Origin of the sequence: Nonomuraea sp. NPDC046570, assembly GCF_040645915.1 — a bacterium.
Classification (GTDB): Bacteria; Actinomycetota; Actinomycetes; order Streptosporangiales; family Streptosporangiaceae; genus Nonomuraea.
The window spans coordinates 56,554-70,420 of the sequence record NZ_JBEYZF010000001.1; the positions used below are offsets into that span (position 1 = coordinate 56,554).

Annotated in this window: 14 protein-coding genes; 4 read left to right on the forward strand and 10 right to left on the reverse strand. The window is 69.5% G+C overall.

What is annotated here, in order from left to right; translation table 11 throughout:
* Window positions 1–6 precede the first annotated feature (6 nt).
* Both ABZ911_RS00255 and ABZ911_RS00260 read left to right on the forward strand, forming a co-directional pair.
* Window positions 7–1,191, forward strand: coding sequence for a transposase (locus ABZ911_RS00255; protein WP_358049605.1), 1,185 nt, complete (start codon window positions 7–9; stop codon window positions 1,189–1,191).
* A 100-nt stretch (window positions 1,192–1,291) separates the two neighbouring features.
* A complete protein-coding gene (locus ABZ911_RS00260) occupies window positions 1,292–2,437 on the forward strand; it encodes an acetyl-CoA C-acetyltransferase (RefSeq protein ID WP_358049608.1) in 1,146 nt (381 codons plus the stop codon).
* Here ABZ911_RS00260 and ABZ911_RS00265 read toward each other — a convergent pair.
* The 9 genes from ABZ911_RS00265 to ABZ911_RS00305 all read right to left on the reverse strand — a co-directional run bounded on the left by ABZ911_RS00265 (window position 2,434) and on the right by ABZ911_RS00305 (window position 11,416).
* Entirely contained in the window at window positions 2,434–3,054 is a 621-nt protein-coding gene (locus ABZ911_RS00265; RefSeq protein WP_358049610.1) for a TetR family transcriptional regulator, read from the reverse strand. The two genes, ABZ911_RS00260 and ABZ911_RS00265, sit on opposite strands and share 4 nt — an antisense overlap.
* On the reverse strand, window positions 3,014–4,216 hold the full coding sequence (locus tag ABZ911_RS00270; protein ID WP_358049613.1) for an MFS transporter: 1,203 nt from the start codon (window positions 4,214–4,216) through the stop codon (window positions 3,014–3,016). The genes ABZ911_RS00265 and ABZ911_RS00270 overlap by 41 nt, the downstream gene beginning before the upstream one ends.
* A 112-nt stretch (window positions 4,217–4,328) precedes the next feature.
* Window positions 4,329–4,472 carry a hypothetical protein gene (locus tag ABZ911_RS00275; RefSeq protein WP_358049616.1) on the reverse strand — a complete coding sequence of 48 codons (144 nt, stop codon included), beginning with the start codon at window positions 4,470–4,472 and terminating at the stop codon, window positions 4,329–4,331.
* A gap of 233 nt (window positions 4,473–4,705) precedes the next feature.
* Window positions 4,706–5,587 carry a carbohydrate ABC transporter permease gene (locus tag ABZ911_RS00280; protein ID WP_358049618.1) on the reverse strand — a complete coding sequence of 294 codons (882 nt, stop codon included), beginning with the start codon at window positions 5,585–5,587 and terminating at the stop codon, window positions 4,706–4,708.
* Window positions 5,587–6,483 (reverse strand): sugar ABC transporter permease, encoded by an 897-nt coding sequence (locus ABZ911_RS00285; RefSeq protein ID WP_358049621.1) that lies wholly within the window; start codon window positions 6,481–6,483, stop codon window positions 5,587–5,589. Before ABZ911_RS00285 ends, ABZ911_RS00280 begins: the two co-directional genes overlap by 1 nt.
* 81 nt (window positions 6,484–6,564) lie before the next feature.
* A complete protein-coding gene (locus tag ABZ911_RS00290; protein WP_358049624.1) occupies window positions 6,565–7,842 on the reverse strand; it encodes an extracellular solute-binding protein in 1,278 nt (425 codons plus the stop codon).
* A gap of 253 nt (window positions 7,843–8,095) precedes the next feature.
* Window positions 8,096–9,958 carry an acyl-CoA dehydrogenase family protein gene (locus ABZ911_RS00295; RefSeq protein ID WP_358049627.1) on the reverse strand — a complete coding sequence of 621 codons (1,863 nt, stop codon included), beginning with the start codon at window positions 9,956–9,958 and terminating at the stop codon, window positions 8,096–8,098.
* Between the two features lie 93 nt (window positions 9,959–10,051).
* Window positions 10,052–10,645 carry a hypothetical protein gene (locus ABZ911_RS00300; protein ID WP_358049630.1) on the reverse strand — a complete coding sequence of 198 codons (594 nt, stop codon included), beginning with the start codon at window positions 10,643–10,645 and terminating at the stop codon, window positions 10,052–10,054.
* Window positions 10,646–10,684: 39 nt separating this feature from the next.
* Window positions 10,685–11,416 (reverse strand): methyltransferase domain-containing protein, encoded by a 732-nt coding sequence (locus ABZ911_RS00305; RefSeq protein WP_358049632.1) that lies wholly within the window; start codon window positions 11,414–11,416, stop codon window positions 10,685–10,687.
* 132 nt (window positions 11,417–11,548) lie between these two features.
* Between ABZ911_RS00305 and ABZ911_RS00310 the strand changes: the two genes are divergently transcribed.
* On the forward strand, window positions 11,549–12,088 hold the full coding sequence (locus ABZ911_RS00310) for a sigma-70 family RNA polymerase sigma factor (RefSeq protein ID WP_358049635.1): 540 nt from the start codon (window positions 11,549–11,551) through the stop codon (window positions 12,086–12,088).
* Window positions 12,075–12,797 carry a hypothetical protein gene (locus tag ABZ911_RS00315; RefSeq protein WP_358049638.1) on the forward strand — a complete coding sequence of 241 codons (723 nt, stop codon included), beginning with the start codon at window positions 12,075–12,077 and terminating at the stop codon, window positions 12,795–12,797. Before ABZ911_RS00310 ends, ABZ911_RS00315 begins: the two co-directional genes overlap by 14 nt.
* On the opposite strand, the gene ABZ911_RS00320 is transcribed toward ABZ911_RS00315, so the two are convergent.
* Complete coding sequence (locus ABZ911_RS00320; protein ID WP_358049641.1) at window positions 12,786–13,802, reverse strand: adenosine deaminase; 1,017 nt, start codon at window positions 13,800–13,802, stop codon at window positions 12,786–12,788. The genes ABZ911_RS00315 and ABZ911_RS00320 overlap by 12 nt on opposite strands.
* Window positions 13,803–13,867 lie beyond the last annotated feature (65 nt).

The window sequence follows — 13,867 nt, forward strand, 5'->3', positions numbered from 1 at the left end:
GTGGGTGTGCGCAGGTCGTTCAAGTTCCTGCTGCGCCCCACCGTCAAGCAGGCCGCCGCGCTCGCGCAATGCCTGGAAGACCACCGGCAGCTGTACAACGCCGCTCTTGAGCACCGCCGCACCGCCTACCGCAAGGCCGGGGTGACGGTCAGGTACGGCGACCAGTCCGGCGAGTTGAAGCACATCCGTGCCGACGACCCGGACGGGCAGGCGCGTTGGTCGTTCTCCTCCCAGCAGGCCACGCTGCGCCGCCTGGACAAGGCGTTCGCCGCGTTCTTCGAGCGCATCCGCCAGGGCCGTACGCCCGGCTTTCCCCGCTTCAAAGGGCGCGGCTGGTTCGACACGGTGGAGTGGCCCAAGGACGGTGACGGCTGCCGGTGGGACTCCCAGCCCGAACATCCGACCGCCACGTTCGTGCGGCTTCAGGGCGTCGGGCATGTCCGCGTGCACCAGCACCGCCGCGTCCTGGGCACGGTGAAGACGATCAGCGTGAAACGGGAAGGTTCCCGCTGGTTCGTGGTGCTGTCGTGCGATGAGGTGCCCGCCGAGCCGCTCCCGGCCACCGGCGCGGTGGTCGGTGTGGACATGGGCGTCGCCTCGCTCGTCACCACCTCCGATGGTGTGCACGTCGCCAATCCGCGTCACCTGCGAGCGTTCGCTGACCGTCTCACCGTCGCACAGCGGGATCTGGCTCGCAGGAAGCGCGGATCGAAGCGGCGGCGCAAGGCGATCGCCCGCGTTGCCGCGCTGCATGCCAAGGTCCGCCGTCAGCGCCTCGATGGCGCGCACAAGGCGGCGCTGGCGCTGGTTCGCGACTACGACGTGATCGTGCCCGAGGACCTGAAGATCGGGAACATGACCCGGTCGGCGTCCGGCACGATCGAGGCGCCGGGCCGGAACGTCGCACCGAAGTCGGGCCTGAACCGTTCGATTCTCGACGCGGGTTGGGGGGTGTTCCTGACGATCCTGTCACACAAGGCTGAAAGCGCCGGTCGAGAGCTGATCGCGGTGAATCCCGCCAACACCTCCCGCACCTGTGCCCGGTGCGGGCATTGCGCACGGGAGAACCGTCTCACCCAAGCCGAGTTCCGATGTACGGCATGCGGGCATACCGCGCACGCCGACGTCAACGCGGCCAAGAACATTCTCAGGGCAGGGCTTGCCCTTCGCCAGGCTACGGAAGCGGCCTAGCGAGAAGCCGCTCCCTTCAGGGAGCGGAGGAGTCACAGACGAAGGTTCTGTTGTAATCTGCCACTAACCGAATCTTGCTCGGTTTTGTATGGGAGGCACTGTGGCAGAGGCGTACATCGTCGGGGCGGTCCGGACCCCGGTCGGTAAGAAGAAGGGCGGGCTCTCCACCGTTCACCCCACTGACCTGGCGGCTCACACGCTGAAGGCGCTCATCGAGCGCACCGGCGTCGATCCCGCGGCGGTGGAGGACGTCATCATGGGCTGCGTCATGCAGTTCGGCCCGCAGAGCATGGACATCGCGCGCAACGCCTGGCTGAGCGCAGGCCTGCCGGAGACCACCGCCGGCGTCACCATCGACCGGCAGTGCGGCTCCTCGCAGCAGTCGATCCACTTCGCCGCCCAGGGCGTCCTCTCCGGTACCCAGGACCTGGTCGTCGCGGCCGGCGTCGAGTCGATGAGCATCGTGCCGATGGGCTCCTCGATCACCACCGCGCTGGAGAAGGGCATGCCCTTCCCGTTCGGCGAGATGTGGGTGGAGCGGTACGGCAAGCAGGAGATCTCCCAGTTCCGCGGCGCGGAGCTGATGTGCGAGAAGTGGGGCCTCAAGCGGTCCGAGCTGGAGGAGTTCGCCTTCGAGTCGCACCAGCGCGCGGCCAAGGCCATCGCCAACGGCTACTTCAGGGACCAGATCGCCCCGATCAACGGCGTCTCCGACGACGAGGGCCCGCGGCCCGACACGACGCTGGAGAAGATGGCCGGGCTGAAGACTCTGAAGGAGGGCGGCCAGATCACCGCGGCCACCTCGTCGCAGATCTCCGACGGCTCGGGCGCCCTGCTGATCGCCTCCGAGCAGGCCGTACGCGACCATGGGCTGACCCCGCGCGCCCGCATCCACCAGCTCGCCCTCGTCGGCGACGACCCGGTGTACATGCTGACCGCGCCGATCCCCGCGACGCGGAAGGCGCTGACGAAGGCCGGGCTGTCGATCGAGGACATCGACGTCACAGAGATCAACGAGGCCTTCGCCCCCGTACCGCTGGCCTGGATCAAGGAGCTGGGCGCCGACCCGGCCAAGGTCAACCCCAACGGCGGCGCCATCGCCCTGGGCCACCCGCTGGGCGGCACCGGCGCGATCCTGATGACCAAGCTGCTGCACGAACTGGAGCGCACCGGCGGACGCTACGGCCTGCAGACCATGTGTGAGGGCGGCGGCCAGGCCAACGTCACCATCATCGAGCGGCTCTAACCGGGCAGGAGTTCGCGGAGCATCGCCTCGAACTCCCGCACCGTCGGCGGGCGCTCGACGAGCAGCGACTGCAGGCACAGCCCGTCGAGCGCGCCGACGAACAGCCTGACCCGCATCGGATCGTCGGTGTGCCTGCGGGCGAACGCGGCCACCGCCTCCAGCCAGCGCCTGACCGGCTCACGCAGCTCGGGGCGGCGGGCGGCCAGCAGGTAGAGCTCGTTGTCGGCGAGCCGGTCGGCGGGGTCGGCGGCGCTGTCGGCCATCATCTCCGCGAGGCCCCGCAGCCCTTCCTCCAGCGTCTCGGTCTCGGCCGTCAGCCGCTGGACCCGGGCGGCGTCCTTGTCCATGACGCTGGTCAGCGCCGCGCACAGCAGGTCGTCGATGCCCGCGAAGTAGTAGGTGGACGCGGTGGTGGGCAACCCCGCCTCGCGGGCGACCGTACGGTGCGTCACTCCGGAGGCCCCGTCCCTGGCGACCACCCGCAGAGTCGCCTCGATCAGCTCCTGGCGGCGGCGCTCGCCCTTCAGGCGGCGCCCGTCCGTGGTCGGCTCGCTCAGCGCGCACCTCCTGTGCTCGTCACCCCGTGAGGCAGAGTACTCCGCGCTCCAGCGTGGCACGCAGCGCTCGGCGGCCGAGCACGGCGATCCCCAGCGCCAGGAACGCCGCCGTGATCGACACCCAGAACCCCGTCGTGCTCCCGGCCGCGTCCACGACCCAGCCGCCGACCGAGGATCCGGCCGCCAGGCCGACGGTCATACCGGTGAGCACCCAGGTCAGGCCCTCGGTGAGCCGTTCCTCGGGTACGATCCGCGCCACCATGGCCATCACCGTGATCATCGTGGGCGCCCACAGCGCCGCGGACAGGAAGGCCACCGCCGCCAGCGACCACATCCCGTCCACCAGCAGCAGCGGCAGCGTCGCGACGGCCATCCCGCCCATCGTCACCACGAACACCCGCTCCGGCGGCGCGGAGATCTTGAGCGTCCCGAACACCAGCCCCGCCAGGCACGAGCCGACCGCGTAGGCAGCCAGCACCGCTCCCGTCGCGCCGGACTGCCCGCGCTCGCCCGCGAACGCCACGATGACCACCTCCAGCGCGCCGACGCTGGTGGCCAGTGCGGCGAGGGCGACCGCCAGCAGGCGCAGGGCGCCCACCCGCAGGATCGACCCGGTGACCGCGCCGGTCCGTGGGACGACCGGCGGTTCGGTTCGCCTCTGCATCACGAACAGGGTCACCCCGACCGCCAGGAAGAGCGCCGCCGCCAGCGGGCCCGCCTCGGGGAAGACCGCGGTGGACAGCCCCACCGACAGGGCGGGGCCGATGATGTAGGTCATCTCGTCGAGCACCGACTCGAGAGAGAAGGCGGTGTGCAGCCTGGGGGAGTTCCGGTACAGCTCGCTCCATCTGGCTCTGGTCATCGCCCCCATGTTCGGCATGAATCCGGCGGGGAGCGCGAAGACGAACAGCGTCCAGGTGGGGGCGCCGAGGTGGGCGCAGAGCAGCAGCGCGGCGAGGGAGAGCACGCTGAGCGCGGTGGCGGGCGGCAGCACCCGGCTCTGGCCGTACCGGTCGGTGAGGCGGGAGATCTGCGGTGCGGCCAGGGCGGTGGACAGCGTGAAGGTGGCCGCGACCGCGCCCGCGAGTCCGAAGCCGCCGCCGAGCCGGGCCAGCATGGTGACGATGCCGATGGCGGCCATGGACTGCGGCATCCGGGCCAGGAACCCGGCCGAGGCGAACGCTTTCGTGCCGGGGATGGTGAAGACCTCGCGATAGGACACGGCGAGCCTCTCGCTAGAAAGTGGGACGTTCGTTCAGCTTTCTATCACGAGGGAGGCCGCGAACGCGAAGGTGCCCCGCCTCCCTGAGGGAGACGGGGCACTCGACGGGGCCTTAACGGCCCTTGGGCGGGATGCGGCGCGGCGGTGCGATGGGCCGCTGCGGCATCTTGGGCATCTGCCGCGGCATCGGCGGCAGATTCCGCCCCGGATGGTCGGGCGGGGTGTTACCAAGCTTCTTGGCGGAACGAACACGCATGAGAAGGCTCCTTCACGTGACGGACGACGCGGCCAGGGCCGGTCGGACAAGCTCAGCTGCCGCGTCTGGAACGGACGGGGGAACGAGCTGAGGCCGGGCTGATCAGGTCAGCCCCGGCGCATCACAGGTAAAGGCGCATGTCCACGACAGTAGGCGGCCCCGGTACGGCGGCGCAACGCAATTAGTGAGGCCGCCCGCGGAGGAGGAAACGCGGGCGGCCTCGCGAGGAAGGTCTACTTGATCGAACCGGCGGTCAGACCGCCGACCACCTTCCGCTCGATGAGCGCGAACAGGATGATCACCGGGATGGTGGCGATCACCGAACCGGCGAACAGGTTCTGCCAGTCCACCTGGTACTGCCCGATGAAGGAGTTCAGCGCCACCGTCAGCGGCTGCTTCTCCGGCGTCGTGGTCAGCGTCAGGGCGACCACGAACTCGTTCCAGGCCGCGATGAAGGTGAAGATCAGCGCGGTGATGACGCCCGGCATGGCCAGCGGCAGCGTGATCCGGAACAGCGCGCCGAAGCGCCCGTTGCCGTCGATGAACGCCGCCTCCTCCAACTCGCGCGGGATGGAGGAGAAGTAGGCGTTCAGGATCCAGACCGCGAAGGCCAGGTTGAAGCCGCCGTTCACCAGGATCAGCGACCAGATGCTGTCGACCAGGCCGAACTGGAAGAACTCCCGGTAGATGCCGACGAGCATCGCGGTCGGCTGGAACATCTGGGTGATCAGCACCAGGATCAGGAACGCGGTACGCCCCCTGAAGTTGTGCCGGGCGGTGTAGTAGGCCGCCGGCAGCGCCACCAGCAGGACCAGGATCGTCGACCCCGCCGCCACCTTCAGCGTGACCCACAGGTTGTCGGCCAGGCCGCCGGTCCAGAAGTTGGTCAGGTTCGACCAGTCGTAGCTGGTGGGGAAGTACGTGGCCTCGCGCAGCGACGTCTGCGGACGCAGCGCGGTGAGCAGCATGACCAGGTACGGGAAGAGGAAGATGAAGGAGACCACGTAGGCGACGGCCGCGATGACCACCGTCTTGACGGACGGCAGTTTCCGGGTGCCGCGCGGCATGGCGCGGGCGTGCGACGGCCGGGTGTGCGAGGCGGTCTTGACGGCCATCACTGGACCTCCGTCTTCCAGCGCGAGACCTTCAGGAAGATGGCGGTCAGCACGATCACCATGCCGAAGTTGATGACCGACATCGCAGCCGATTCCCCGATATTTGAGTTCTTGAGGATGAACATGAAGATCGTCGAGGTCGCCGTCGAGTAGCCCGGCTGCCCGTGGGTCATCGCCCAGATGATCGGGAAGCTGTTGAAGACGTTCATGATGTTGATCAGCGCCGCGACCGTGAGCGCGGGCCGCAGCAGCGGCAGCGTGATCGACCAGTACGTGCGCAGCTTCGACGCGCCGTCCATCCGGGCCGCCTCGTAGACGTCGGCGGGGATGGTGGCCAGACCGGCCAGCAGCGCGTAGGTGGTGAACGGCACCGACACGAACACCGCGACGAAGATCAGCCACGGCATCGCGGTCGAGGCGTCGCCGAGCTGGTCGGCCGCCGCGCCGCCCATGGCGTCGATCCATCCGAGATCCCGCCGGATCATGTTGATCAGGCCGACCTCGGGGTCGAGCATCCACTTGAAGATGATCGCCGTCATCAGCACCGAGGCCGCCCACGGCGCGATCAGCGCCCAGCGCGCGACCTTGCGGCCGGGGAAGCGCTGGTTGAACAGTTGCGCGAGGGCCAGCGAGATCAGCACGGTGAGCACCACCACCGCCACGACCCAGATCAGGCTCCGGAACATCACGCCGCCGAAGTCGTCCTCGGCGAAGAGCTTGGTGTAGTTGGCGGTGCCGTTGGAGCCCTGGACCACGCCGAACCGGCTGATCTTCAGGAACGACGACCTGATCATCTCGACCACCGGCCAGAGCACGACCAGGGCGATCAGCACGATCGCGGGCCCGACCCAGGCCAGGGGCTCGAGGGCGCGCCACCCCCTCGATTTCTGCTGCATAACTCCCGCTTTCTGGTTAGCGGAGGTACGGCCGGCGCCGCTGCGCCGGCCGTACCTCCCGCCGATCTGTCAGGCCGGGGATCAGCCGGCGTCGGCGACCTTCTGCAGGCCCTCCAGGACCTTCGCCGGGTCGTCCTTGACGGCCCCGCCGATGGTCTGCTTGATCTGGGTGTTCACCTCGGACCACTTCGGGTCCTGGAACGGGTAGAACGTGGCGTTCGGCAGGCCGTCGAGGAACGGCTTGAGCTTCTCGTCACCCGACAGCTTCTCGATGCCGCCCTTGGTGACCGGCAGCAGCTTGTAGAGATCGACGATCTTCTGGGTGGCGGAGCCGGTGTAGAAGAAGTCCATGAACTTCTTGATCTCGGCGGGGTGGTTGTTCTTGTTGAACGCCATGATCCAGTCCATGACGCCGAGCGTGGTGTCCAGCGGGCCGGCCTTGCCGGGGATCGCGACGACGCCGTACTTGTCCTTCACCGTGCCCTTGTCGAAGATCGGAATCGACATGGGGCCGCCGTTGACCATGCCGACCTTGCCGGCCGCGAAGTCCTCCCAGACCGTCTTGCGGTCCTTGGTGCCCGGGTTCGGGGTGGTCAGGCCGGCGTCGACCAGGCCCTTGATGTAGCCGAAGGTCTCGACGTTCTGCGGGGAGTTGATCGCCCACTTGCCGGAGGCGTCCTTGTAGCCGCCGCCGTTGCCCATCATCCACAGGAACGACTCGCCCTGGGCCTCCTCGGCACCGAGCGGCAGGCCGAACGGCTGGGTCACGCCCGCGCCCTTCAGCTTCTCGGCCGCGGCCTTGAGCTCGTCCCAGGTCTTGGGCGGCTCGGTGATGCCGGCCTTGGTGAACAGCTCCTTGTTGTAGAACATGGCGCGCGCGGAGGAGACGAACGGCAGGCCGTACGCGGTGCCCTCGACCTTGCCGTACTCGGCGAACTTCTCCAGCAGGTCGGTCTGCACGTTCGGGGAGACGATCTCCTCGACCTTGTGCAGCATCTGCTCCTTGACGAAGCCGGAGTAGTCACCGGTCTGCAGGATGTCCGGCACCTGGCCGTTCTGCACCATGGTGGCGACCTGCTTGTCGATGTCGTTCCAGTTGATCACCTGGACATCGATCTTGATGTTCGGGTTGGCCGCCTCGAACTCCGTCTTCAGGCTCTCCCAGAACTTCTGGCCGCTGTTCTCGGCCGTGGGGCCGTCGCCGTAGTCGGCCGCGACCAGCTTCAACGTGACGGCGCCACCGGCGCCTTCGGCCTTCTTGTCGCCGCCGCCCGGCGCGGGGTCGCTGGAGCCGCAGCTGGTGAGGACCAGCATGGTGGCGAGGCCGAGCGTGGCCGCGCCCACAAGCTTCTTGTTCACCGTAGATACCGCCTTCTCGTCGGACGGGTGACGCTGGTCCGTACCAGCCACCGGACCCCGCCCAGGGGAATGGGGGTGCGCAGAGCAGCAGCTCGACGCGTTTGCGTCAGAGTAAGCCTGTGTTCAGCGGCCGGTCTATACCGGTTGGTATCGGTTTGAAAACATCCGCCCCTTTGCGGTCTAGACCGCGCTCCATCGCGACCGAATACCGCGCGATATATGCTCTTTTGATCACAATCGTGCATGGACCCTCTCAGGGGATGGGTCGGTGCACGTTCTCTCCGCCCGAGGGCGCGCCGATCCACGGGCCCTCGATCGACGGGTCGAGGATGCCCTCCTCCAGGAAGGTGTAGCGGCCGTCCAGCAGGTAGCGGGCCAGCCGTGCGTCCTGGCTGTCGGTGTTGTCCCACAGCCGCGCGAACAGCGCGTCCACCCGCAGACGCGACTGCCCGCAGAACGTGTCGGCCAGCTCGAGCGGACGCCGGCCCAGGTCGCGCGAGTCCTCCTCGGCCCGCACGCAGGTGGCCGTCATCGCGAACAGTTCCGCGCCGATGTCGACGATCCTGCCCAGGAAGCCCTGCTTGTGTTCAAGCCCGGCCTGCCAGCGCGACATCCCGTAGAACGTGCAGCGCGCCAGCTTGCGGCTGGTCCGCTCCACGTACCGCAGGTGGCGGGCCAGCGGGCCGAACGCGCCGTAGGAGGCGGGCAGGTTGCCGGTGCCCGCGACCAGCGTCGGCAGCCAGCGGGCGTAGAAGCGGCTCGCCCGCTTCAGCGCCCGCGCCCGCTCCTGGCGGGAGGCGTCCGGGGAGACCAGCTCACCGGCGACCGACAGGTGCGCGTCGACCGCCTCGCGGGCGATCAGCAGGTGCATGATCTCCGTGGAGCCCTCGAAGATGCGGTTGATGCGCAGATCGCGCAGGATCTGCTCGGCGGGCACCCCGCGCTCACCCCTGGCCGCCAGTGACTCGGCCGTCTCGTAGCCCCGGCCGCCCCTGATCTGGACCAGTTCGTCGCCGACCTGCCAGGCCATCTCCGAGGCGAACAGCTTGGCCAGCGCGGCCTCGATCCTGATGTCGTACGACTCGTCGTCGGCCATCCGGCTGGACAGGTCCACCACGGCTTCGAGCGCGTACGCGGTCGCCGCGACGAAGGCCAGCTTGCGCGCCACCGCCTCGTGCTCGCCGACCCTGCGCCCCCACTGCACCCGGGCGTTGCACCACTCCCTGGCGATCTTCACCGCCCACTTCGCGCCGCCCGCGCAGGTGGCGGGAAGCGACAGCCGCCCGGTGTTCAGCGTGGTGAGCGCGATCTTCAGCCCTTGCCCCTCGCGCCCGATCAGGTTCCTGGCGGGCACCCTGACCCCGGAGAACTCCGTCACGCCGTTCTCGATGCCGCGCAGCCCCATGAACGCGTTGCGCCGCCTGACCGTGACGCCCTCCGCGCGCGCGTCCACCACGAACGCGCTGATCTTCCCGCCCGTCCTGGCCATCACCACCAGCAGGTCGGCGACCACGCCGTTCGTCGTCCACAGCTTGACGCCGTCCAGCACGTAGTCGTCGCCGTCGCGGGTCGCGGTCGTCGCCAGCCGCGCCGGGTCGGAGCCGACGTCCGGCTCGGTGAGCAGGAACGCGGAGATCTCGCCGCGGGCGCATCTGGGCAGGAACTCGCGCTTCTGCTCCGGCGTGCCGAACAGCTTCAGCGGCTGCGGGACGCCGATCGACTGGTGCGCGGACAGCATCGCGGCGAGCGCGGGGGAGTAGGAGCCGACCAGGATGAGGGCGCGGCTGTAGTACAGGTGCGGCAGGCCGAGGCCGCCGTACTCCTCCTCGATCGTGATCCCGAACGCGCCCAGCGCGGCCAGGCCCTTCACCACCTCGTCGGGGATGCGCGCGGTCCGCTCGATCAGCGCGGGGTCGACCCGGTGGTCGAGGAACCTGCGCAGGGCGCGGACGAACTCCTCGCCGCGCTTGGTCTGCGCCTCGTCGAGGGCGGGCGCAGGATGCACCAACTCAAGCCGGAAATTTCCGAGGAAGAGCTGCTTTGCGAAGCTCGGCCGTGCCCACTCCGTCTCCCGGGCCTGCTCGGCGAGCTCTCGTGCCTTCACGTATTCGCTCATCCCGACCTCCTCTCCGTCGCTACCCGGATAGGTGTCAGCTCAAAGGTGCCCATTCCGCCTGTATGGGCATGTGCCCCCAGACGGGCACCACCGCTACGGCGACGGGATGAAGCTGTACGCGACGACCTGCGGAAGGTGGCGAACGCCCCGGGCGCCTGGGTGCCGCAAGGCGTAGGAGAGCAGCGCGGGCGGGTCGAAGTGGTTGACCCGGCGGCGCGAGCGGGACAGGGCGTTGACGATCACGGCCGCCGCGGCCGGGTCAGGCTCACTGCGGGCCAGGTCGAACGCCACCCGTAACGGTGTCAGCACCGGCACCCCGCGCACCTCGACGAGATCGTCCGGCGCGATCGTCGCCTGCCTGACCAGCAGGCCGTCCCGCTGCCTGATCATCGTCCCCACCGGGACGACCAGCTCCGCCGGATCACCGTCGCGCAACAGGTTCACCCCATGCAGGCAGGCGGCCAGCCGCCCGCCGACCGCCGCGTTCGCGGGCGCGATCAGCATCGCGGCCTGGGCCTTGCGCCGGGGCGTCAGCCGCAGGTCCCGGTGAAGGTAGACATCGCGGAACACCCTCACCCAGCGCGCGCTGCGCAACTGCCCGGCGGTGACCAGCCCCGCCTCGACGGCCGCACTTCCCAGAAAGGGCCCGCCGAGCAACTCGGAGGGCCCTCTTGATCGCTGAACCATCGCCAAAGTCTCGCACGCGGGGATTTGCCGCGTGCCGCCTCAGGAGGGGACGCGGGCGACGCAGAAGACGGTCTGGCCGAAGGGAGGACGGATGAACCGCTCGAGGAGGCGGGTGGCGGGGACGACGGTACGGTCGTAGATCTTGACCAGGCGGGGGTCCGGGTAGCCGACGCCGCCGCGGCGGACCGCCGCCCACCAGGCGATGCCGCCCAGGAAGTTGATCGGCTTGAGCACCTCGATGTCCAGCCCCGCCTTGGCGACCGTGGCGCGCAGCGTCTTGGGTGTGTACCGCTGCACATGCCCGACCTTGCGGTCGAAGTCTCCATAGAGCTGCATGTAACCGGGCACCCAGATGACGATCCGCCCACCGGGCAGCGTGACCCGGGCCAGCGAACGCAGCGCCTCGGCGTCCTCCTCGATGTGCTCCAGGACGTTCATCAGGACGACGGTGTCGACCTTGTCCTCCAGCGGGATCTCCGTCGGCAGCCCGAACTGCAGCACGTCGATCTCGTCCCGCCCGGCGAACCGCTTGCGGAGCTGATCGACGCAGTAGGGATCGAAGTCACTCACGACCAGCCGGTCCACCCGCGGCAGGAACTGCTCCGCGAAGTGCCCGAGCCCGGACCCGATCTCCAGAAGCGACCGCCCCACATGTGGCGCGACCATGTCGAACTCGTATCGCCGGTAGTTCTTGCCCTCGTCGCCACCCAGGTGGTTCTCGAGAGCCTCGTCGCCGGCCGCCGGTTGAACTACACGGTCATACCCAGACATAAAGTCCCGTTCCTCCATGGAAAAACCGCAGCAGTCGCCACGGTCACGGATCTGGAGAGTCTAGTGCCCAATTCTTGAACACACGCCGCCCTTCCCAGGACCCCTGCCCATGCGGTGGAATCTCACTCGTCCATGGACGACGACGAAGCGATCACCCGCTCCCTCGCCGGCGACCTGGCCGCCTACGAGGCGCTGGTCGCGCGCTACAGCACGCTCGCGCACCGCACCGCCGCGATGCTCGGCGCCGGCGACGAGGCCGAGGACGTCGTCCAGGAGGCGTTCGTGAAAGCCTTCCGGCACCTGTCCACCTTCCGGCGCGACGCCCCCTTCAAACCGTGGCTGCTGCGCATCGTCGCCAACGAGACACACAACCTGACCAGGGGACGCGGACGCAGGACCGACCTGACCGCGCGCCTCGGCGCGACCGCCGAACAGGCCGCGCCGGACGACCCCGAGGGTACGGCGATCGCCACCGACCGCAGGACCCGCCTGCTCGCGGCGGTACGCCTGCTCCCTGACCGGGAACGCGAAGCGGTCGTCTGCAGGTACTTCTTACAGCTCTCGGAAGCGGAGACTGCGCACGTGCTCGGCTGGAAGGTCGGAACGGTCAAGTCGCGGACACACCGCGGCCTGGCCAGGTTGAGGGAGGAGGTGGGTCGTGACCTCGGATGATCCGCGCGATCTCGAAGCCGAGCTCATCGCCCTCGGCGACTCCCTCGACGCGCCCGACCCGGCGGGCGTGGCGGCGGCCGTACGAGCACGCCTGGAACGACCCGAGCCCGAGCGCAGGCGGGCGCCGCGCCGGATCAGGCGCTGGCAGCTCGTCGCCGCCATCGTGCTCGCCGTCACCGCGGCCACCGCCGCCACCCCGCAGGGCAGGGCGGCGGTCGTGCAGATCCTCCGCTACGCGGGCATCGAGCTGCGCGTCGGCGACCCGGCGCCCGCCCCCGGCGAACGGCAGCCGATCCCGGGCGAGCGCGTCGTCACCCTGGACGAGGCCAGACGGGCCGCCAAGTTCCCGATCAAGCTGCCCGCCGAGCTCGGCGACCCCGAGCGGGTGACCGTCGGCGACGGCGGCAGAGTCGTCTCGCTCACCTGGCCCGGCGGCGTACGCCTGGACCAGTACGACGGCCGCCTCGAACTCGTCTTCCGCAAGGACCTCGGCCCGCCATGGCCCGAAGAGACCCGCGTCGGCGCCACCCAGGGCTGGTGGATCTCCACGCACCACACGCTGACCTACCTGCCCGGCGGCGGCGGCACACCCGTCCCGCTGCGCCTGGCCGGTCCCACCCTCGCCTGGCAGGACGGCGGCCAGGGCCTGCGCCTCGAAGGCGTCGCCTCACTCACCAGAGCCGTGCGGATCGCCCGCTCAGTCCGCTGACAGCCACGCGTCCACACCCTTCAGCAGGTCCTTCTTCACCGACTCGGGAGCCGCCGACGACCGCACCGACTGCCGCGCCAGCTCGGCCACCTCCGCGTCGTCGAAGCCGTACTCCTCCCGGGCGAGCCGGTACTGCGGCAGCAGCCGCGAGCCGAACAGCAGCGGGTCGTCGGCCCCCAGCGCGATCGGCACCCCCGCGTCGAACAGCCGGCGCAGCGGCACGTCCGACGCGTCCTCGACCACCCCGAGCCCCACGTTGGACGTCGGGCACACCTCGCAGCAGATCTGCCGGTCGGCCAGCCGGTGCATCAGCCGCTCCGACTCCGCCGCCCGCACCCCGTGCCCCACCCGGTCGGCGTCCAGATCGTCGACGCACTCGGCCACACTGCGCGGCCCCAGCAGCTCACCCCCGTGCGGTACGGCCAGCAACCCCGCCTTCTTCGCGATCCGGAACGCCCGGTCGAAGTCCCGCGCCTGCCCCCGCCGCTCGTCGTTGGACAGCCCGAACCCCACCACACCCCTGTCGATGTACTGCCCGGCCAGCCTGGCCAGCGTGTTGGCGTCCAGCGGATGCCGGGTGCGGTTCGCCGCCACGATCATCGCGATGCCGATCCCCGCGTGCTCGGCCGCCCGCGCGGCCGCGTCCAGCATCAGCTCCAGCGTCCTGGTCAGCCCCCCGAACCGCGGCGCGAACCCCGACGGGTCCACCTGGATCTCCAGCCACCGCGAACCCTCGGCCGCCTCGTCCTCGGCCGCCTCCCGCAGCAGCCGGTACACGTGCTCGTCGCGCCGCAGCACCGACCTGGCGATGTCGTAGAGCCGCTGGAACCTGAACCAGCCCCGCTCGTCGGTCGCGCGCAACTTGGGCGGCCAGTCCTCCTCCAGCGCGTCGGGCAGGTGCAGACCCTGATCGCGAGCCAGCTCGATCAGCGTCGTGTGCCGCATCGAGCCGGTGAAGTGCAGGTGCAGGTGAGCCTTGGGGAGCTGGTCAAGGGGACGTGCCATTTCCATATCCTGCCGCAACCGGACTCAACCCGGCACCCGGCTCGCGCGTTGGGGAGGGCGAAAGG